Source organism: Paenibacillus rubinfantis, assembly GCF_001486505.1.
Taxonomy (GTDB): Bacteria; Bacillota; Bacilli; order Paenibacillales; family Paenibacillaceae; genus Fontibacillus; species Fontibacillus rubinfantis.
In genome coordinates, this window is the sequence record NZ_LN909063.1 from 234,166 (window position 1) to 253,214 (window position 19,049).

General features: G+C 46.2%; 22 protein-coding genes. 9 read left to right on the forward strand and 13 right to left on the reverse strand.

Annotated features, from left to right (window positions below):
• Positions 1-53 precede the first annotated feature (53 nt).
• From BN3277_RS06165 to BN3277_RS06175, 3 genes are read left to right on the forward strand one after another with little or no spacing between them, the layout of a single operon-like run.
• Positions 54-845, forward strand: a complete 792-nt coding sequence (locus BN3277_RS06165) for an AAC(3) family N-acetyltransferase (protein ID WP_059041406.1) — start codon at positions 54-56, stop codon at positions 843-845.
• Between the two features lie 20 nt (positions 846-865).
• Positions 866-1,783, forward strand: coding sequence for an HPr(Ser) kinase/phosphatase (gene hprK, locus BN3277_RS06170; RefSeq protein WP_059041407.1), 918 nt, complete (start codon positions 866-868; stop codon positions 1,781-1,783).
• A 59-nt stretch (positions 1,784-1,842) separates the two neighbouring features.
• Positions 1,843-2,259 carry a hypothetical protein gene (locus BN3277_RS06175; RefSeq protein WP_232436346.1) on the forward strand — a complete coding sequence of 139 codons (417 nt, stop codon included), beginning with the start codon at positions 1,843-1,845 and terminating at the stop codon, positions 2,257-2,259.
• Here the strand turns inward: BN3277_RS06175 and BN3277_RS06180 are convergent.
• Complete coding sequence (locus BN3277_RS06180; protein ID WP_059041408.1) at positions 2,243-2,779, reverse strand: ClbS/DfsB family four-helix bundle protein; 537 nt, start codon at positions 2,777-2,779, stop codon at positions 2,243-2,245. The two genes, BN3277_RS06175 and BN3277_RS06180, sit on opposite strands and share 17 nt — an antisense overlap.
• A 527-nt stretch (positions 2,780-3,306) precedes the next feature.
• A complete protein-coding gene (locus BN3277_RS06190) occupies positions 3,307-3,957 on the reverse strand; it encodes a MerR family transcriptional regulator (RefSeq protein ID WP_059041410.1) in 651 nt (216 codons plus the stop codon).
• Between the two features lie 248 nt (positions 3,958-4,205).
• On the opposite strand from BN3277_RS06190, the gene BN3277_RS06195 reads away from it, so the two are divergent.
• From BN3277_RS06195 to BN3277_RS06205, 3 genes are read left to right on the forward strand one after another with little or no spacing between them, the layout of a single operon-like run.
• A complete protein-coding gene (locus tag BN3277_RS06195; protein ID WP_059041411.1) occupies positions 4,206-4,820 on the forward strand; it encodes a TetR/AcrR family transcriptional regulator in 615 nt (204 codons plus the stop codon).
• A 6-nt stretch (positions 4,821-4,826) separates the two neighbouring features.
• The gene (locus BN3277_RS06200) at positions 4,827-5,288 is read left to right on the forward strand and encodes a DUF2269 family protein (protein ID WP_059041802.1); all 462 of its coding nucleotides are present in this window, start codon (positions 4,827-4,829) and stop codon (positions 5,286-5,288) included.
• A 43-nt stretch (positions 5,289-5,331) separates the two neighbouring features.
• Positions 5,332-5,661, forward strand: a complete 330-nt coding sequence (locus BN3277_RS06205; protein WP_148500986.1) for a DoxX family protein — start codon at positions 5,332-5,334, stop codon at positions 5,659-5,661.
• 233 nt (positions 5,662-5,894) lie between these two features.
• On the opposite strand, the gene BN3277_RS06210 is transcribed toward BN3277_RS06205, so the two are convergent.
• The 3 genes from BN3277_RS06210 to BN3277_RS06220 are packed head-to-tail and all read right to left on the reverse strand — an operon-like array spanning position 5,895 to position 8,491.
• Positions 5,895-7,736: an AIPR family protein gene (locus BN3277_RS06210; protein ID WP_082691370.1), complete on the reverse strand. Its 1,842-nt coding sequence runs from the start codon at positions 7,734-7,736 to the stop codon at positions 5,895-5,897.
• Between the two features lie 36 nt (positions 7,737-7,772).
• Positions 7,773-8,117 carry a helix-turn-helix domain-containing protein gene (locus BN3277_RS06215; protein ID WP_059041412.1) on the reverse strand — a complete coding sequence of 115 codons (345 nt, stop codon included), beginning with the start codon at positions 8,115-8,117 and terminating at the stop codon, positions 7,773-7,775.
• A 38-nt stretch (positions 8,118-8,155) separates the two neighbouring features.
• Positions 8,156-8,491, reverse strand: a complete 336-nt coding sequence (locus BN3277_RS06220) for a helix-turn-helix domain-containing protein (protein ID WP_059041413.1) — start codon at positions 8,489-8,491, stop codon at positions 8,156-8,158.
• Between the two features lie 205 nt (positions 8,492-8,696).
• Here BN3277_RS06220 and BN3277_RS06225 point away from each other — a divergent pair, with 205 nt between their 5' ends.
• The 3 genes from BN3277_RS06225 to BN3277_RS06235 all read left to right on the forward strand — a co-directional run bounded on the left by BN3277_RS06225 (position 8,697) and on the right by BN3277_RS06235 (position 12,228).
• Positions 8,697-10,097, forward strand: a complete 1,401-nt coding sequence (locus BN3277_RS06225) for a helix-turn-helix domain-containing protein (protein WP_059041414.1) — start codon at positions 8,697-8,699, stop codon at positions 10,095-10,097.
• A gap of 487 nt (positions 10,098-10,584) precedes the next feature.
• A complete protein-coding gene (locus BN3277_RS06230; RefSeq protein ID WP_059041415.1) occupies positions 10,585-11,559 on the forward strand; it encodes a hypothetical protein in 975 nt (324 codons plus the stop codon).
• A 102-nt stretch (positions 11,560-11,661) separates the two neighbouring features.
• Positions 11,662-12,228 carry a hypothetical protein gene (locus tag BN3277_RS06235; RefSeq protein ID WP_059041416.1) on the forward strand — a complete coding sequence of 189 codons (567 nt, stop codon included), beginning with the start codon at positions 11,662-11,664 and terminating at the stop codon, positions 12,226-12,228.
• A gap of 91 nt (positions 12,229-12,319) precedes the next feature.
• On the opposite strand, the gene BN3277_RS06240 is transcribed toward BN3277_RS06235, so the two are convergent.
• The 8 genes from BN3277_RS06240 to BN3277_RS06275 all read right to left on the reverse strand — a co-directional run bounded on the left by BN3277_RS06240 (position 12,320) and on the right by BN3277_RS06275 (position 18,870).
• Positions 12,320-13,714 carry a HAMP domain-containing sensor histidine kinase gene (locus BN3277_RS06240; RefSeq protein WP_059041417.1) on the reverse strand — a complete coding sequence of 465 codons (1,395 nt, stop codon included), beginning with the start codon at positions 13,712-13,714 and terminating at the stop codon, positions 12,320-12,322.
• Entirely contained in the window at positions 13,705-14,364 is a 660-nt protein-coding gene (locus tag BN3277_RS06245; RefSeq protein WP_059041418.1) for a response regulator transcription factor, read from the reverse strand. Before BN3277_RS06245 ends, BN3277_RS06240 begins: the two co-directional genes overlap by 10 nt.
• Before the next feature lie 33 nt (positions 14,365-14,397).
• Complete coding sequence (locus BN3277_RS06250; protein ID WP_059041419.1) at positions 14,398-15,162, reverse strand: lantibiotic immunity ABC transporter MutG family permease subunit; 765 nt, start codon at positions 15,160-15,162, stop codon at positions 14,398-14,400.
• 1 nt (position 15,163) lies between these two features.
• Positions 15,164-15,895, reverse strand: a complete 732-nt coding sequence (locus BN3277_RS06255) for a lantibiotic immunity ABC transporter MutE/EpiE family permease subunit (RefSeq protein ID WP_059041420.1) — start codon at positions 15,893-15,895, stop codon at positions 15,164-15,166.
• Between the two features lies 1 nt (position 15,896).
• On the reverse strand, positions 15,897-16,607 hold the full coding sequence (locus BN3277_RS06260) for a lantibiotic protection ABC transporter ATP-binding protein (RefSeq protein ID WP_059041421.1): 711 nt from the start codon (positions 16,605-16,607) through the stop codon (positions 15,897-15,899).
• 101 nt (positions 16,608-16,708) lie between these two features.
• On the reverse strand, positions 16,709-17,125 hold the full coding sequence (locus BN3277_RS06265) for a hypothetical protein (protein WP_059041422.1): 417 nt from the start codon (positions 17,123-17,125) through the stop codon (positions 16,709-16,711).
• 99 nt (positions 17,126-17,224) lie between these two features.
• The gene (locus tag BN3277_RS06270; RefSeq protein WP_059041423.1) at positions 17,225-18,136 is read right to left on the reverse strand and encodes a hypothetical protein; all 912 of its coding nucleotides are present in this window, start codon (positions 18,134-18,136) and stop codon (positions 17,225-17,227) included.
• Positions 18,137-18,453: 317 nt separating this feature from the next.
• Complete coding sequence (locus BN3277_RS06275) at positions 18,454-18,870, reverse strand: hypothetical protein (RefSeq protein ID WP_059041424.1); 417 nt, start codon at positions 18,868-18,870, stop codon at positions 18,454-18,456.
• Positions 18,871-19,049 lie beyond the last annotated feature (179 nt).

The following is a 19,049-nucleotide window of genomic DNA, read 5'->3' on the forward strand; positions in this document are numbered from 1 at the left end:
TCTCATATTAACGTGGAGGGAGAAGAGCAAAAATCGGTGAAGGAGACAGGTTGATGCATACCCAGGAGAGTTTGTTGAATGATCTGAAGGCGCTAGGCTTGGACGGTACAGGAACGGTGTTGGTGCATTCCTCCATGAAAAGCATAGGTGAGGTAGAAGGCGGTGCAGATACGGTATTGGATGCGTTTACAACTTATATGAAAAAAGGGCTGCTGGTCTTGCCTACGCATACCTGGTCGTATATCAATCAGGAGCAACCCCGCTTCGAGGTAGCGCAATCGCCGGTGTGTGTCGGCATTCTGCCGGAGCTCTTTCGCAAACGGCCGGGGGTTGTGCGATCGTGGCATCCCACGCATTCGGTTGCAGCGTTAGGGCGGGAGGCCAAGGCGTTTACGGCGGAGGATCATCTTTTTGATACCCCGTGCGCCCGGGGCTCCTCTTGGGGGAAGCTGCTTGACCGCAAAGCGACGATTCTGCTGGTTGGGGTGGATTTGAAGCGGAACACCTTCATTCATGGGGTCGAGGAGTGGGTGGATATCCCGGGGAGACTCACCGACGATCACGAAATGTTGTACACGATCACGCCGGACGGGACGGAGATTTCGGTGCCATCCCGCAGACATTGCGGGTTGCCTTGGTCGGAGCATTTTTGGAAAGTGGATGAAGTGCTTGAGGCTCGAGGGGCGATGCGGAAGGGAAAACTGGGGGATGCGGTGGTTCGGGTCTGCGATGCTGCCTTGGTGGCTGAAGTCATTACGGAAATGTTAAAGGAGGACCCGGATTTGTTCTCCGATAACGAACCGCTGAAGGATCCGGAACGCTGGATGGGAAGTCGATCGCAATAAAACGCAAGGAGGCGAATCAGATGAAGACGATCACCGTACAGAAGCTGGTGGACACGTTTAAGTTGGAGGTGCTTGCGGGGGAAGGGCGCATGGATCGCGAAGTCTCTCGTCCCCGTGCCCATCGGCCGGGGTTGGAGTTCGTGGGATATTTTGATTTTTTTCCGATGAATCGGGTGCAGGTGTTGGGCCGGAAGGAGATCAATTACTTATTAACGTTAAGCGTAGAGGAGCGTAAGCTGCATATCGGGAACATCGTAAAATATCACCCTCCGTGCTTCATCGTGACGTCTGGGCAGGAGGAGATCCCTTATCTGGAGCTGTATTGCGAGCAGGAGGGCATTCCGCTGCTGCGTACCGAGGAGACGGCAACGGAGTTTATCGCCAAGCTCGACGCTTATCTGGTTAAGGCGCTGGCACCGGAGATCTCGATTCATGGGGTGTGCGTGAACGTGTCGGGTATCGGTATTCTGCTTCGAGGCAAATCCGGAATCGGCAAAAGTGAGACGGCGCATACGCTGATCCGCAGAGGGCATCGTTTTGTCGCGGACGATATCGTGGTGTTGAAGAAATTGAGCCCCACCACGCTGCTCGGAACCCATAACGAGACGACTCGCGAATTCCTGGCTTTGCGCAGCATCGGTCTGATTAACGTGGTGCGGCAGTACGGACGCAGGGCTTTTCAGGATGAGACGCGGATCGTTCTGGATATCGAGCTGGTGCCGTGGCAAGAGAATGCCTTGAATAATGAACTGGAGACGGTCCCGCAGTGTACGGAATATTTAGGCGTCCAAATCCCGCATATCGAAATCCAGCTCCAACCCGGGCGGGACGTCGCCGGCCTGATCGAAGCCGCCGCCAACAACTGGTACCTGAAACAGCTGGGCTATAGCGCGGTAGATGAGTTTATGAAGCGGATCGAGGGGGAGATGGGTTCGTAGGAGCGGAGGGTTCTTATGTCCCCGACGAACCGTAGGGTAGGGGAGGTTTGATTCCAGGGATGAAGATGTTCTGGAAAGTAAATGGCGTGAGCGTGCTATATGCAGGTTCCCTATTTGTTCAAGTAGAACTTCTGATGAATGTCTATCGGCTTGAAAGAGTCATGGGGATCACCCCCATGGATCGTTATGTAACTGTGGCGGTTCTTCTTGTTCTGATGATATCGTCTGTTTTCGCATATGTTCTTACGCGATTCCGGCTGAACCCGGGAAAGCTCAAATACCTGACAACGATCTTGTGGATTCCGTATTTCCTGCTCTTCATCAAAGGGTTTGCTTACATCTATCCGATCACCGATCCCCAAGAGGTGCCGCTTCCGGCGATGGGTTTGGTGATGATCGCGGCATGTGCGCTGTATCCACTCTACATTGCGGTTTTGACCTTTTGTACGGATCTTAGAGCTAAAGAGCCCCGTTAAATTCCATCGACGAGCGCACTTTCTTCCACTTGCGGATTTTGCTGCGGAAGGATTTGAAAGGCGCCACGGTATTGATGTGGACCCATTTCCAAATCGGCCAATTGGAAGGCGTGGAGGACGCCCACTTTCTACCTCCCGGTGTAAATAATTCGTCGTCACGGAACCCCTCCAGCCATGGCGTCAGCTCTTCGACAGCCGTGATAAACAACGCCCTAAGTTCGGACAGGGACTGGTCCTGATACTGGCCGTAGAAGCTTTGATATAATCCACCCAACTGATTCCACTTATATCCGAGCGCTGGCGTAACCACCTCTTTGCCCTCCAGCTCGTCCCGATCCCAACCCCGGATGAGGTTGATCCAGCCCAGCTGATAGGCAATCATCTCCTGCGGCGTGCGGTCCACTTCCTCCACCCGCAGGGCTTTCTCCGCTTCGGGGATCCCTTCAAATTCATCGATAAATAATCGAGCGGTTTTCTGGATTTCAGAGATTAGGGCTTGTTTGTTGGGGTAGGGTTGCATGGGGGGATTCCTCCTTTTTATGAGAAACCGAATTTGTTAGAAAGATTAAGGTAAGGGCATTTTTTTAGATACCCTTAAGGCTACTCGTATCGTTTCCAGTACAGAGCACATGTCTCGGACCGAGAAATTGGACAACCTTCCATGACTCGTCTTTTGCGGAGTGGGTTGGTCATGCTGATGAAAGTGCCTGGTCGTTGGCCAATAGGCCTCTGGATGAAAAGTATCGTAGTGGAACCTCCAACTGGCATTTGGGTCAGCGGGGTCATACTGCCAATCATATTCAAACCGAATCACATGAGGGGCCTCGCCTTTACGGTCTTGTATGTATTCAGAAGCATGAAGGGTACCCCCGCCATATTTGATTTGGATGGCTTTACGGACTTGGGGGTACCGTTCGGGTCCTTCCTTGTTTCCTGCAATAATCGAACCATCAATAATATCATCAAACTCATGACGCACGTAATCCCAATCGGTGGGGACAAGGGGAGGCCGAGGCACGTGCTTCTCAACGTATTCGCTATAACGACTCATGAAAGCTCTTTAAGTCGCGCCAAGTAAAACCGCCAACGTGAGGCATCGCTTTCCTGTTCGCTAGTCAAACGTTCAGAATCAAAAGCTTCACTAAAATTCTTCCCACCGTATTTTTGTTGAAGGGCTTCGATTTCATTTAAAAGCATAGCCATTTCATCCGCATCGGCAAATGATTTATGCTCCTGTTTCATGTATCTTTCCACCACTAATCCCAGAGGTTCCACGCTTCCGTCCCGATGCTGAAATGGCGTAAAGTGCGGAATACGCGCGTGTTTGCGTGGCTGTCGTTCATAGCCAATGAAACGCCCCTCGTCAATCCAATTGTTGATCGCGGTGACGGAAACTCCAAAGATTCGGGCAAGGTCTGTGGTTCGATAAGTAGGGGTGCCGGAACGATAACTTGCAGAGTTGTCGTTGATATCGACGTAGTCAACTAGTGAATCCACCACCGTCGTCATTTCGGCGTCCGAATTTGTTGCGTGGGTAAGGACAGCGTAATCTCTCATTAACCCAATAAGGCCTTTAAGAGAACCTGCGTCGATCGTAATCAACTCTTGGTCGGGCTTTTGTGCGATCTCTCGAACAAGCAACTGAGCCTGTTTTCGAATCTCCATGGTTGTCACGAGGCTCCCCCCCTCTTGCTTCATGTATTTTCACCCCCTAGCATATCAAACTACAAGTTGAATTACAATTAAACTGCAAGTTAAACTACAAGTAGTTTATGTTTCTATCCTGTCCGATATGAGGCGAAACATACCATTGGAACAGAATGATATAGTATGATGTCGGTGGAAACAGAAAATACAAGGCGGGGTTTACGATTATTTACAAACCAACGGTCTGTATGTATAATGAAATTACATAAAATTTGAAGTAATACCTGGAGGGTTTGATTTTGAAACAGGAGGAGCGCAGACAACAGACGTTAAGACGGCTGGTCGATGCAACGAAAGAGTTGATTCAGGAGAAGGGATGTCACTCAATTACGATGCAGGATATCATGGGCAGATCCGGTCTGTCCAAAGGTGCGATTTTCCATTATATCAACAGCAAGGACGAACTCTATGTGATGCTTCTGCAGGAAGGGCTTGAAGAAACCAACCGACGCTTCATGAATGAGATCGAGGAAGGCCGCCGTAATTTTGATGATCCGATGCAAAAAATCAAGGACAGTATTGTCGAATTCGAAAATCCGCTGAACGTGACCAACAAAGTGCTCGTGTACTTATTCGGTAAAGAAGAGGACCCAGCGGTTGCAGAGGCCTTGAAGCAGTATTATGACCGAACCGTATTTCTATCCCAGCTCTGGATTGAAACCGGTCAGCAGCACGGCGTCATTCCCGAAACGGTTGAGGCGGATAAAACCGCGGAGTTGTTCACTCTGATGACCCTCGGATTCCGACTTCGCGCAAGAATCCCGAATGTGCAGGCTTTTGTTAAAGCGCAGGACCTAACGGCGCTGATGACGGACATTTTGAACCCCGGCCAAAAACGGGAAGAGAAAGGGTGAGTGAACGTGGAATTATGGTTAACTTTGCATTTAATCGGTGTCTTACTGATGGTTGGAAATATCGTAACGGCGGCGTTTTGGAAAATACGGGCCGATCGAACCGGGAATCCACTAATTATGCACGATGCTGCTAAGAATGTGATGATTGCTGACTATGTTTTTACGATCCCCGGACTCGCCCTGATCGTCCTTTCCGGTAGTATGATGACGGGGAGTTTGGGCTACTCTTTGGCGGGTCTGAATTGGTTGACCTTCTCCTTAGGCTTGTTTGCTGTGACCGGACTGATCTGGCTGCTTATCCTCATTCCCATGCAGCGCAAAATGATCCGCCTGAGCGCCGAAGGTATCAAGAGTGGCACCGTCACAGCGGAATATCATAAGGCTTCTCGGAACTGGGCGGTATACGGCACGATGGCTACGTTGCTGCCGCTCGGGATTCTTTACCTGATGATCACCAAAGGTTTCTAATGCCACGGAATTCGCTTCATTTGAAAATAACGGAGGTCTGCTCATGGAACCCCTGATTACCCTTGTCGTTGTTACGCTGGTGATCCTTGCCCTGGGAGCTGCGGGAGTCAAACGACTGCGCACTTGGCCCGTTGCCCTTCGGGGTGGGGTTGCAATGATGTTTGTGTTGACCGGCACGGTACATTTTGTTGGGATGCGGGAGGAGCTAATAAGCATGGTGCCGCCGATCTTGCCGTACCCTGGTTTCATCGTTTCGCTTACCGGTGTGTTGGAATTGGCCGGAGCAATTGGCTTGCTGTGGCGTCCGACGGTCATCTGGGCGGCGGGGGGACTTTACGTAAGACGAATTCAGGCGGGATTTGACGAATCTTGAGGAGAGAGTAACCCTGTCTTTGGAAAAGTAATGCTGAGCGAAGAAGGGAAGGAGGAGAGGAGCAAATAACTTGGAATACGAGCAATATTACATGATCTATCATAAGTGTCACTTACAAAGTCTCCCCCTATTATTAATAGGTTATGGTTCTGATAATAATATAGCCCCATCCCGCATGGGAGGAGCTATACTCGGTTTTTCACAAGTTGTACTCTTTTATTCGGAAGAAGCAATTAGTTGAAGTACTTTTTTAATTCTTCAGTCAAATGTTCACTAAAAGCAATATTTTTTGCAATGTTAATTAGCTCCTGACGTGAACTTGACCTTTGATAATCAGAAAGTATCTCCTTTAGAATAGAGAAAGCATCCCTAATCTTTTCATCGTTGATTTCATTTGTATCAATTCCAGCAAATTCGCGATCATTATAGTCCGCTTTATTTAATAGTATTGATACTAAAATTCTCCCCACGTGAAAAGGGTAGTTAGTAGCAATCGAATCTTCTTGAGAAGTAGTTGTAATCATACCTCTTAATGCACGTTCAACCTGTTTCATAATTTCAATACTTTTTAGGTATATTTCTGGTTGTCTGTTTACGGGGAAAAGCCTTCTATAGTCCTTTTCGTTTTTCGTTAGAGTTGTGGGGTTTGATCTAGCTTTTGATGGATTTTTTTGTACAAGGGAAGTTAGACATTGTGATAAGTATTTAATTGAAATAATTTTATTTCTTGGCTTTCCCTGATTCTTATAGAAGTTTTTTCTTCTATCATAGTAAAACCCTTTGGATATTAAATACTCCTCGATATTTCTTTGTATTGTGTCAGTAGCTCTTAATGTTGAAGGAGGAACATAATTTTGAGAATTTGTAGATTTAATTATAGCATCAGAAGTTTCCTTTTTTCCTGTAATAACTATTTTTAGTAGTACTGATCTTTTATCATCCTCAAAGGAACCGTTTTTTAATGCATTAAATATTGTGTATGAAGTTTGAAGACCGTTGACGATTTGAATATTATCTAGGTGAAGGGTTTTCCCGGCCAAAGTTCCCTTTTCGGCAATAATTGTTACCCCATTATTAAGCCACCAAAAGTCAAATTCAGGCTTCTCGGTAACTGTTTGCCCAATTTCTTGATTCACATCTGTATTATTTTGATAGTCTCTAACATTTGATTCAAAAAGATATTTACGAAGCGTTCCATCCGAATCTGAGAGGAATTTATAGTATTCATAAAGAGTTGTTGATGCTATATAACCGCCTTGTTCTTGCTGATAATCGATTGTTATAGGTGTCTCATTTAATTTTAATGGCAGTGAGTAGGTTGGATTCTTTCTAGATAACTCCATCAACGACTCGGAATCTACAATGTTATATGAGTACTCTATAATGTTCCCACCAGTGTTTTTAACCTTCTGCGATAATAAAGTCATTTTTCTAAGATATGCATCATTCTGGATGTCGGGGCCTAATATTTTGGTCTTGTCGCCTTTACACACATGATAATACTGCACAAGAATCTTTGGATGTCGCCCAGCAACCTTCATCCATGTATTGTGGAATAAACTTATCTTTTCTATTAGGGCTGGATTATAGATCTCACTGAGAGTACTAAAATTAATGCCAAGCTGGAAAATATGTTCTGATGATGCAATAAAGCGATCTAGGACTAGTTCCTCTACAGAATTAGTGTTTTTAAATTGCATCAGGTGGAGTTCAAGTGTAGGTTGATTAGAAGACTTTATTTCATCTGGATCATAAACGAACTCACCATTCATGAAGACGAAAAACCCATCAACTCCACCATCTCTCGCAGCCCCAATAAGGCCGGACTCTATTTCCTCGGGACCAATATCTTTATCCTTTAGTATTTGCTCTGCTGAGAAAAATTCGAATGCCTCATCGGTGCTTTTGAAGGAGCCAGAATTCTTATAATCATCAATTATGCTATTCAAAAGATACAGCTGTGTGCTCGTAACAGTCACGCTTCCTTCCAATATATGATAGCTATATATTATCAAAAAATATTGGGTTGGTGAATATTGGATAAGCGTGGTTCCAGAATAGTGATAGAATTTCATTTCAACCACAAATAGCTTTTTCCTTTCCGGGAAGGGCTATTTAAACGCCCTCAAAACCTCCTGATTCACCCGTCGCAAAATCTCAATCTGCTCCTCACTCAATCTCTCAGTATTCGCAATGAACTGGTCAACAGCTTCCCAGCGGACAGATTCCTTTGCACTCTGCTCTATACCCAAATAAGCAAGTTCATTTAGAGAAATCTCTAGTGCCACAAGGACCTTCTCCAAGGTATCGATAGAGAAGTTCCTTCCTCCCCTTTCAATAGCTCCGATGTATCTATAGTCCAAACCGGACAAATCCGCCAAGTTTTGTTGGGTGAGGCCTTTTGCGTTTCGTATGGCTCGGATTCGATTTCCTAGAGAATTGCGCAAATCTGGCATAGCATCACCTCAGTATGGGAGCTACTATAGAAAAGCTTCTAACTCTTCATCCCCATCCCCCAAATTACTTCCCGCGTGATCTTTGTAATCAACGCAATCTCCTCTGCACTTCTGGCGCTTACCAACTTCATATGTTCATCCAGCAATTGCTTTTTATCGAGTACCACTTCCGGACGAAATAGTTCCCCAGCCGGAATATCCAAAGCAGTAGCAATCTTCTCTAACGTCTCTAGCGAAATATTCCGATCGCCTCGTTCTACGCCGCCTATGTAACTGTAATGAAGTGAAGCCGCTTCGGCCAGTTGTTCTTGGGTCCAGTCCTTTTGTTTTCTATATTCACGGATTCGTTTTCCAACGATTTCTGGTAAATTCATAGATTACCACCTCTTCTTTTAGGTTAGGTAAGGTGGTTGGGCAAATACAGATAAGTATACTAGAAATTAATATCATTATATAGTACTAATAAGTACTATTTTTCTTGACTGTACTTAAAAAAGACTATACAATCAGGATGAAATGGATAAATTAGGGTGCGAAATAGAAACGTTTTACGTTTTGCACACGGGGGGAGGTATTCCCATGAAACCTGCAACCACGGTCAGACAAGAGTTGGAGAGCTATTTAAGGCGGGCGGGGCTCACGCTTCAGCAATTTTCTGAGATTTCCGGGATTAATCAGGGGACGATCAGCGCGATGTTGAGCGGGTATCGGCAAATTTCCATACATAACTTGGATCTCATCACGGAGGGGATGGGGCTGGAGCAGGGGGCCCTTTACGAGATTTACTTAGAAGAATGTCTGCGTGGGGTGCCGCTGCATTGGAGACGGTTGGGGCCGTTTATCCGGCGGTGCGCGGAGTTGAACAAGCTAGGTTGCTTGGAGCAGCTGGTGCAGGCGGTGGCAGATCGATTATCGTATATGCCAGTGTTGTTTGAAATGGCGGAGCAGTTTTTTCGAGAGGGAAAAAGAAAGGCAGCTGCATTGCTATACCATTGTGTTGCTGAGTGTGAGAAATACCAGCATTCCGAACGATTGGCGTTAAGTCGATATCGCTTGTTTACGATTCATCTTGGAGAGAATCAAGAGGAGAATTTGCGCGCCGCCGTTTTGTTCGAAGACTATGTGGATCGATTGGACGAAAGGGTTCAGTTAGATGCATTGAAGGATTTGGCAGATGTGTACGCTTCTTTGCATCGGTGGGATCGGGTTGAATCCCTGGCAGAGAAGCTGGAGCAGAAGGCGACGATTCAATACCGCCATCGGGTAAATCGAAAACGGAAGGAGGCGATGGATAAGGGGGCGTCTCGGCCGGAGCTTTTTTATCTGCTCTATGCGTATTTGTTGAAGGCCAATGTGTGTGATGCCAGACAAGAGTATGCTCAGGCTTTGGAATATGTGACTCTATACAGCGGCGATGCGCTCCATGGGATTGCTGCAAGCGACGAGGAAGAGCGACGGGTCGTGGAGCAGTTTCAGGAATGGGGCCGGGCCAATGCCTATGTGTACCGTTTAATGTTGGGGGAGGTACAGGTGCTGGCGAATTATGCGGATTGGGTCGCATCGAATGTGCAGGAGGTTGTTCCTGCGATGTACCGGATTCTGCAGGCGGCTAACCAGTTTGGGTTGAACGTGGATCATCTGCTTGATCGGTTTGGGGCACATCTTACGTATATGGATCGGTCATGCCGTTTCGGTAAATACAACATGCAAATCGTGGCGGATCAATATGTTCGGTATTTGTGGGAACTGGCGCATTACTATTTTCGTACTCGGCGGTATGAGATGGGGTTTCGGCAGCTTTTTGAAGGAATGGAGCTTGCCTTGAGGTTCAACCATGAATCGATGTTGATTCGTTACGCTCGGTTGTTTGAGAAGTTCAGGCATGAAGCATCTGGGGAGGTTCAAGATCAGTACAAACATCTATTCTGTGAGGTGGAAAAGAACTATGAGAAGAAGAATGTTCTCGTGGATCATACTTAGTGGTTGGATTGGCGTTGTGGCGGCGGGGAACGTTCCGATCATGCAGACCTTGATTCACGGGTTGGGTGGTTAAGTGTTTATGGGGGAATCCAAAATGTACATTCACTCAAAAAGGATACTTAATAAGTAGAAATTAAGACTGTTAAAAAAGATTTGGCAACCATTTCTATTAAGGCTGGAATAACGCCTTGAGATAAATAAAAGTTTGGGTTTGATGAAACAAGTAGATCAGTAAATTTAACGTGCATCCTAACTCGATTCGATAATGAGTAGACGAAAGGTACAATTTCGTTTAACACTACGAGATGGGAAAAAATGTTTAACTTTACGCGACAAATTCCATAATATACTATTTTTACAATATAAAATGATATATAATCATTTTGTGGTTTAAAATTACATTAATATTTTATAAGGGGGGTTATTACTAGACAGTGGGTAGTGTGAAAATTGCAACAAATTAAAGATTAAAAAGGAGGCGCCAAACTTGAAAAAGTTACTTAGTTTATTATTGGCAACATTATTGCTTTGTTTGTTTAGTGTGAATGTTTTTGCAAATGAGGCTGTCAGTGGTGATCTAAGTCAAGCAAAATCAAATGAAAGATTTGAATACAAGATTACGCCTGATGATCCAGAGTGGGCCAACTTATCAAGTAAGCAGGAAATGCTAGATGCAACCCGAATTCCAAATGATATTTTAAAACGAATGACCACGGAAGAAGTTGTTAGCGCAGTACTGGAATACCCTCTAGTTATAAATATCTATGCTTATGATTCATATGAAGCTGGACTCAAAGCACTGGCTAAAGATTCAGATGCATTTAGAGAGTTGTTAACTCGTGCTGATGCTGGAGATGCACTACTAGCGAAATTACAGGTTAACAAGACATTCAGTAATGATCAATCTCTGGAAGAGTTAACTCTAAGCGTACTCTTGTCAGAAAAATCTATTTGGCAATCGGTATCTAATAAACCTTTAGCCAAGGATTTGATTCTTACTGCGACGAATAGCACTGTAAAAACACCCAAGGGTACAAGTGTACCAGTGATCATTCGAGGAGAGGAACTATCTGCTACTTTAAAAACGCAACTCAATAATGCATATATCAATTCATATCCAAACGCTACATTTGTTTCGACTTCAACTACCAATTACAACTGCCATTCTTACGCTTGGTATTCTGATTCTACAAGTAACACATATTGGATGAACGACCCAAGTGCGTATATGACGGATGGAAGTTATTCTAGTTTTACCAACCTGATTAATGCCGTTATAGGAACACGCGTATACTATGATAATGGTGAGCATTCTGGAATTGTGTATCAAGCTGGTGGGCCACTAGCGAGTCCAAAATATTTAAAAGTGATCTCAAAATGGGGTATGGCTCCTCTTATGAAGCATCAAGCAGACTATGCCCCGTACGCATCAGATCATTTAACACTGTGGAAAAAGAATTAGGTCGAAATGTAAAATTAATATATTTGTTGGTATAATATAAGAGGTCCTATCTTCGAACGTGGATAGGACCGATTTTAAATAATAAAGGAAGTGAGATAGATATTGAAAAAAATCGTGCTTCTGGTTTTCAGTTTGGCGCTACTCATCACGGTCACGGCTTGTAGTGGTGATAACAATTCTGCCAAGGCTGGTGGTGAGGGGAATCCTGTAGAAGTAAAGGCCAATAATCAGGATATTAATCCGGTTATTATTTCAAAGAACGTGGAAAAGTCGGATTACAGTAATATGACTCCTTTTCAATCCATTATGGAAAATAACGTTGCAGATCTTCCCTATGTTAAATTAGGAGAAACGATTCAAATAAAATTTCAAGACCAAACAACTGAACCAGGCTCGTACGAGCTGATTGATTATATTTTGACGGAAGAAGGGAAGATGAAATATAAGATACCCGAGTTTAGTAGGCTTGAGTTGAAGTTCGATCATGGTACAGCTTCGTTTGTTCTTAAGGAGAATATGCTGGCCTATGCGAGCTCAGACAGTAAGGATTATGAACCAGGCGCTGTCTTGAGAGGTTTCCGGCTGTTGTGTAGTTGGGATCACGACATCCAAGAGTTGGCTTTTGTAATTCGAACCGATGCCTTTTCCGAGAACGGACTGACCAAATAATTAAAAACTGGTGCAAGAATTGAAGTGACTTAATTATGGAGAGAATAAAAACCTCCTGGGCACAGCCAGGAGGGGGAGCCATGTAAGAAATTTATGGATACACCGGCACCTCCATCGTCACCTCGCCCCCGCCTGTCACCTGAGAGTTGGCGAGATGCAGTTCACCCCCATGCAATTGGGCAACAAATTGGGTGATATAGAGGCCCATGCCGAAGTGTCCGTTGCTTCGGCGGGAGGGGTCGCCCATATAGAATTGTTCGGTGGCGTACTTGAGCGCTTCGGGCGAGAAGCCCGGACCTTCGTCAGTCACGCGGAACTGAATCCGATCGCCTGCAGCCTCCACCGATAGCGTGATTTTGCTCTTCGCCGGGGTATGGTCCATGGCATTGGCGATGACGTTCATGAGGGCGCGCTCCAACAAACCCGGATCGGCATTGAGCTCGTCCGGCAGTGCGCCAACGAAGTGGACTTCGACGGTAAGTTCCTTAACTGCGGCGAGGGCTTGCATCTGCGCTTCGAGCGTATGGATGAACTCCTTCAGTTCGAGGTTTACGGGCTGATAGGAAGCCGTCGTCTCCGTATTCGTGATTTCGATCAAGGTCTTGATATAAGTCTCCATCTGACGGGCACTTTGGGAGATATACTCGGTGTATTCCCGTTGCTCCTCCGACTGCTCTGTTTCCGAGAGAAGTTCAACATTGCCGCGAACGATGGTGAGCGGGGTTTTGACGTCATGGGCGAGCGCTGAGATTTGAGCCCGGCGGCGGCGCTCCAGATTCCATTGCTGCTCCAGCGAATTCTTCAAGGCATCCCGCATCTGATCCATGGACCGCAGCACCTGGTCAATTTCAGCGATCCCGCTGTATTGGATGGCGAAGTCCAGCTCCTGCTCCTGAATGCGCTGGGTTGCCTCCTGGAGTCCGCTCATTTTGCGAGCTAACTTTCGTCCAAACGAAGAGGCCAACAGAACGGCTTGAAGCAGAAAGAGAAGGCAGAACAGCACAAAAAAGGCCAGTTCCGCACTAGGCATCAAGCGGCGCAGGGGCTCTAAGTTAAACTGGGCCGCAAGAGAATACCGGAAGATATAGACCTCTTGGCCATGCGTCACCTTCGTATAATGATATAGAAAAGAGTAACCTTTCGCTTGGCCCCCCTCCATACGCTTCCACGCCGTCTCACTTTGCTTGGCGGATAAGCTGTGTTCCAGGAGCTTCCCGTCCACCGTGTACTTCGCATATTGGTACAACGCAGAGGGAGAGTCCAACCGTACCTCCTGTCCCGCCGTGAGACGAGACTTGACGTCCTCCACCTGCTTCTCGGCATAGTCTGCAGGGAGAACGGCTCCCGAGAACAGCAACCCCATAAAGATCAAGGCTAGCAATAGGGCAAGCCCAATCGTTCCCAGACAAAAAGCGGCTAAATATTTAAGAAACAGCGTACGCAGCTTGGTTTCTTTCGGTCCTGGCGTGACTCGGGCTATTTCCATCGGTAACCTATCCCCCACACGGTTTCAATCGGATTCACGTTCATTTGGTTCAACTTGGCACGGATATTTTTGACATGCTCGACGATAGTAGAAACTTCACTTTCTCCATCGAATCCAAACACGGATTCATAAATCTGATCCTTCGAGAACACTTGCCCCCGATGTAACGCCAAAAATTCGCAGATGGCATATTCGCTTTTGGTCAACGGGATGAAGGTATCCCGCACCCGCATCTCCTTGCCCGACAGGTTGAAATGTACTTCGCCGATCAAGAGAACGCTGCGCCGTTCCCGGCTTTCCCGGCGGAGGTGGGCAGCAATTCGCGCCCTTAACTCGCCTGCGCCAAACGGCTTGATGATATAATCGTCCGCCCCGATGCTTAAGCCTTCCACCAGATCATTTTCCATGGATTTGGCAGTCAGAAACAGGATGGGGCAGTCGACCTTGCTGCGAATTTGCCGGCAGAGGGTGAACCCGTCCAGCTCCGGCATCATCACGTCCAGTACAATCAGGTCAAAGCTTCCCAATTGCAGCGTTAACACATCAGAAGGAGCGGAGAGAGCTGTGACGAGATGTCCTTCTTTTTGCAAAATATTCCGAATCAAGGTCAGTACGGCGGGATCATCATCTACCGCAAGAATATGGGCCATGTTCTATCCCTTCTTTATTGATGAGATCTAAGTTTAGTCCAGCGATCTCGTACCTTCCCATCGCCGGAACCACACTCCTAAGAATACCATGATTGCCAAGGTTCCTGTAAGACAAGTAAGGATTCCGGGTTCAAGCAAAGAGCTCGCCGGGATCGGGAGGGAGGCAGTGTTCGCGACCCCGTATTGCATCCAAAGGCTAACGAACCGGGCAGCCCAGGCGCAAGGGATATAAATCCAGTTACCATCTCCAAGCCCGGTTAGCAGGAGGGCGGACACGAGGCTCTCCAGAATCCCAAGACCGATGGATGCCCCTTTGCCAAAGCGCAGACCCACGTAGAGGTGCAGGGCATAGAGAAACATACTGCTTCCGAACAGGAGCCCAGCGGCTTCGATATAGAATGTGAGCCCATACGGCGATTGAGACAATAGATAAAGGAAGCCAACTCCGAACCCCACCGAAGCCAGAATTGTGCTGCCCAAGCCCAGCAGGAGAAGTACGGTCAGCTTACCAGCCAGGGCGATGAGGCGGTTCGGCAAGGTGAGAAGCTGTTGATAATTTCCGGCGGCAGCCTCCTGGTCTGCAGCGATGGCACAGATGATACCGATCATCGTTGGAAAAGAAACCGCAAGCACCTGCAAATAACCGCTCACTTTAGAAGCCGGCGTAAACGGAGTATAGGCGTAATAACCTAAGAAAATCACAATCACGACCAGCGGGACGAGTAAGTGCACCCACAGGGTCGGTTGTCTGTGGAGCTTGATAAGTTCAGATCGGAGACAACGGAAGTAGGTGCTCATATTACTTGGCCTCCCAATGGCGGAATACACGCATCGTCAAGATGCACAGCAGGAAGAACAGGACGAGCGTGATCAACACCCCTGGCAAAATCACACTCTTATCCCACAAGGCATCACCTTCGGGAACCGGCAACCCGTTAGGAAGCACGCCGATCGCGGCGCACATCAGCCGAGACGGAATCGCATAGGGCACAGCCCACCAATACGCAGTCGTAGCCAACAGAACGTTGCAGGCGATGTTCCCCAGCACATTCACGATCATCGTAGCAAACATGCCGATCCGGTCGGTTAAGAACAGACAGAGCGGGATCTGCCAAAGGAAGGTCAGAAAGAGCAGCAAGCTGCCCAAAGCGTGATCCGCTAAAGTCAATCCACCAGGGAAGACTAGCTCGCTAAGCGCAATCCCGAGCATTAAAATGACCGAGGAAACCAATAACAGCCCGGCGATCACGCCGATTTTACCGAGCCAAATCTTGGGCAGAGGCACCGGCAATCCGAGGATCGCTCGATATTTTAGCTTTTTGCTGTCTTTTTGGATTACACCCGTGCACATCAAAGTGAGCGCTCCGGGAAGCAAAAGGGTATACCACCAGTTGTAGCTGGCGATTTGAAAGAACCGTCCGCCCATCAATACTGCGCATAACAGCAAGGTGAGCAGAGGAGCCAACCAGGTCAGTTTTCTCGTAAAGGTTCGTTTCGTTTTAAGAAATTCTGCACGGAGGTAAGCTTGCATCTTATTGATCTCCTTTCTGGTGTTCACGAGCGATTTGCATGAACAGGGATTCCAGATGTTCTCCCGGAGCAACGGCCTCTTGATAAGCCAGCACGCCTCCGGCAATAATGCCGATGTGGTCCGCGATTTGCTCTACTTCGGACAGGACGTGGCTGGACAAGATAACCGTGATCCCCATCTTTGGAAAAGAGCGAATCAGCTCGCGCAGCTCCTGAATGCCAAACGGATCGAGACCGTTGGTGGGCTCGTCAAGAATCAGCAGCTTGGGGCGGTGGAGCAGGGCAATGGCGATCCCCAGCCGCTGCTTCATTCCCATGGAGAACTGGCCGGCGCGTTTTTTTCCAGTGTTTGTTAAACCCACTGTCTGCAACACTTCATCGATGCGAATGTCCGGTAGACCAAGAAGTGTAGTCCGCACTTTGAGATTTTCTCGGGCCGTTAAATTCTCGTAGAGCGGAGGTGACTCAATAAGAGCGCCGATTTGGGATAAATGCTCGCGCGACCAGGGGGCGCCTAGAAATTGAATCTCACCGGAAGTCGGCCGCAGCATGCCGGTCAGCATTTTAAGCAAGGTGGATTTCCCAGCACCGTTGGGTCCCAGCAATCCGTACACGGAGTTCTCCTGAATCGCGAGCGAGACGTTATTGACGGCTTGCTGCCCCTTAAAGCTTTTACATAGGTTCTGCGTCTGCAGAATAAGGTTATGGTTCATGTGTACTCATCCTTTTCATCCATTCTGGAACCTATGGTAAGGGGGAATTATAAGAATTTGATAAGGATTGCGGAGCTAATTCGAAATAAAAGAAGCCTGATTTACTCCAACGTAAAATCAAGCTTCATCTGAAGATCCGTGCCGCGTTTGAAGTACAAGGTGTACTCTCCGGGTTCCCACTGCAGATTGTTCAGCCGCATTTCAAAGGCTGCTAAGTCCGCCGTCTCTCTCATGTTCTCAACCTGAAGGATTTCGCTGTCTCCGCGTTTAGTGACATATAACTGAGCCTGACGTAGGCTTTCTTTTTTGTCCGGGTAGATAGCCATAGCTATGAGTTGGGCATTGTTTTTAAAATGATCCGAATGATCGTTTATTTTAGGAAATTCCTGATTTTGGGTGTATCCGATTTGAAGATCATATTTTGTGTTCCTGGCGAGTATAGGGTATAGATTTAGAACAAGAATAATTAAGCAGAGAACTCCCAGAGCAGCAAGTATTGGAATAGTTTTCTTGTTCAAAAATACGCTCTCCTTTCGTTACCTTGAAGATTATTAACCAGTTTATAATAATAAGCTGGACTAGGAACCGATTTGAGCAGTTCCTAGTCCAGTTGAAAATTAATATTTATTCAAACGTTCGTCACCATTTAGGAAGGTGAAGCTTGAGCAATTATACCCCATATTCTTATACCCTTTATAGTAACCACTGCTTTTAGGTTTGTGATTACAATATGAATTTGCTTCATTACTATCATCGCCAGAACCCATTGCTTCTTGTACACAATAGATCCCTTGAATATACCGATTGTATAACGATGGATTACTGAGATAAAGCACGCCTCCAGCAACAGCTTTTGTACAATCAGCTCCATTGAAAGGGAAGTTTGCACCATGATCATAGTCTGATTTATTGCAACTTACGTGCCCTTCAGGCGTTAGCATTTTCATCTTACCTTTACCTTCTCCAAAGTAAGATCCAACTTTTATTCCATTATAATATTGATCGGGATCATAAAATGGAGAGACTAGTTTATTATTTTCATCTTTACTGATAGTTGAATTCATTTTAACTCCTGCATTTAGAACTAGATTGTTAAAATCCAGATTCAGTTCTAGAGGTATATGATTTAATCCATAATCTAATGTATATTCCTTTTCAAATACCAAAGAATTAGTGGAATACAGCTGAATTTTGTGAGTTCCGTTAGTCAGGTGGTTAATAAAAAACTCATTATTAATTATAGGTACTATGCTTTCGTCTATTTTTAGTATCACATTAGGCATACTGATATTTATTTCTGGTATACCATTATTTGATTCTAATATTGCATTCTCTTCGGATGTAAGATCAACGCCAATTGACTTATACAAGTCTTGAACTTGCTCTAAAGTTCTACCAGGAAATTTTACAACTGTTTTAACATGACCATGAATACTTGAGTCTGTGTTCACTATCTCTTCTGCACTGACTTGAATTGAAAACGAAAGAAGTAAAATAACAGGCAATAAAACTCTTATTAGTTTCTTCAAGATCCTCGAACCTCCTAATTTGGTATATTACTTAACAAATACCATTATAGACCATTAAATAAAGATCTCATATTAAATTAATCACAAAATATACCAATTATGGATGTGATCCCGATTCACTTAAAATGGCTAACTCGTAAATTGCAGGAATGAAACAGCCGTGATAGGATTAGGATAGAATAAGGAGCCGGACGACCATCCGACTCCCGGTACAACATTTTGGGTGGGAAACCTCCAAAGTGTTTGGATCAATAACCCGCACCCGTGGCGCTAACCTGGGCGGGTTATTTTCGTTCACACGACATAACTAGCATTTTTTACTCCAATGTAAAATCAAGCTTCATTTGAATATCCGACCCGCGTTTAAAGTACAAGGTGTACTCGCCGGCTTCCCACTGCAGATTGTTCAGCCGCATTTCAAAGGCCGCTAAGTCCGCTGTCTCTCTCATTTTCTCAACCTGAAGGATTTCACTGTCTCCGCGTTTGGTGACATATAGCTGAGCCTGCCGCAAGCTTTCCTTCTTGTCCGGATAGATGGCCATGGCGATGAGCCCGGTGTCGTTCTTAAAGTGATCCGAAGGATCGTTGATTCTGGGGAATTCTTGGTTTTGGACAAACCCGAGCTGGAGATCATATTTCGTGTTTTTGACCATCGTGGGGTACAGCTTGAGGAAGAGTACGATCATGGCGAGAATCCCTAGGGGAATCAAGAGCAGCATAGTTCTTCGTTTCATATTGGTTAGTGCTCCTTCGTCTCCGTTTTTTCACTCTGTTCTTTTGGATCATTTGGAGTCTTCGAAGAGGGGAGCTTCGCGTAAATAAAAGTCAGCAACCAAAAATGCACCCTAACAATATCGTGACTCCGTAATTTTCGCTGGTTCCAAGCATTAATCCCGTAAGAATACCGAAGAGA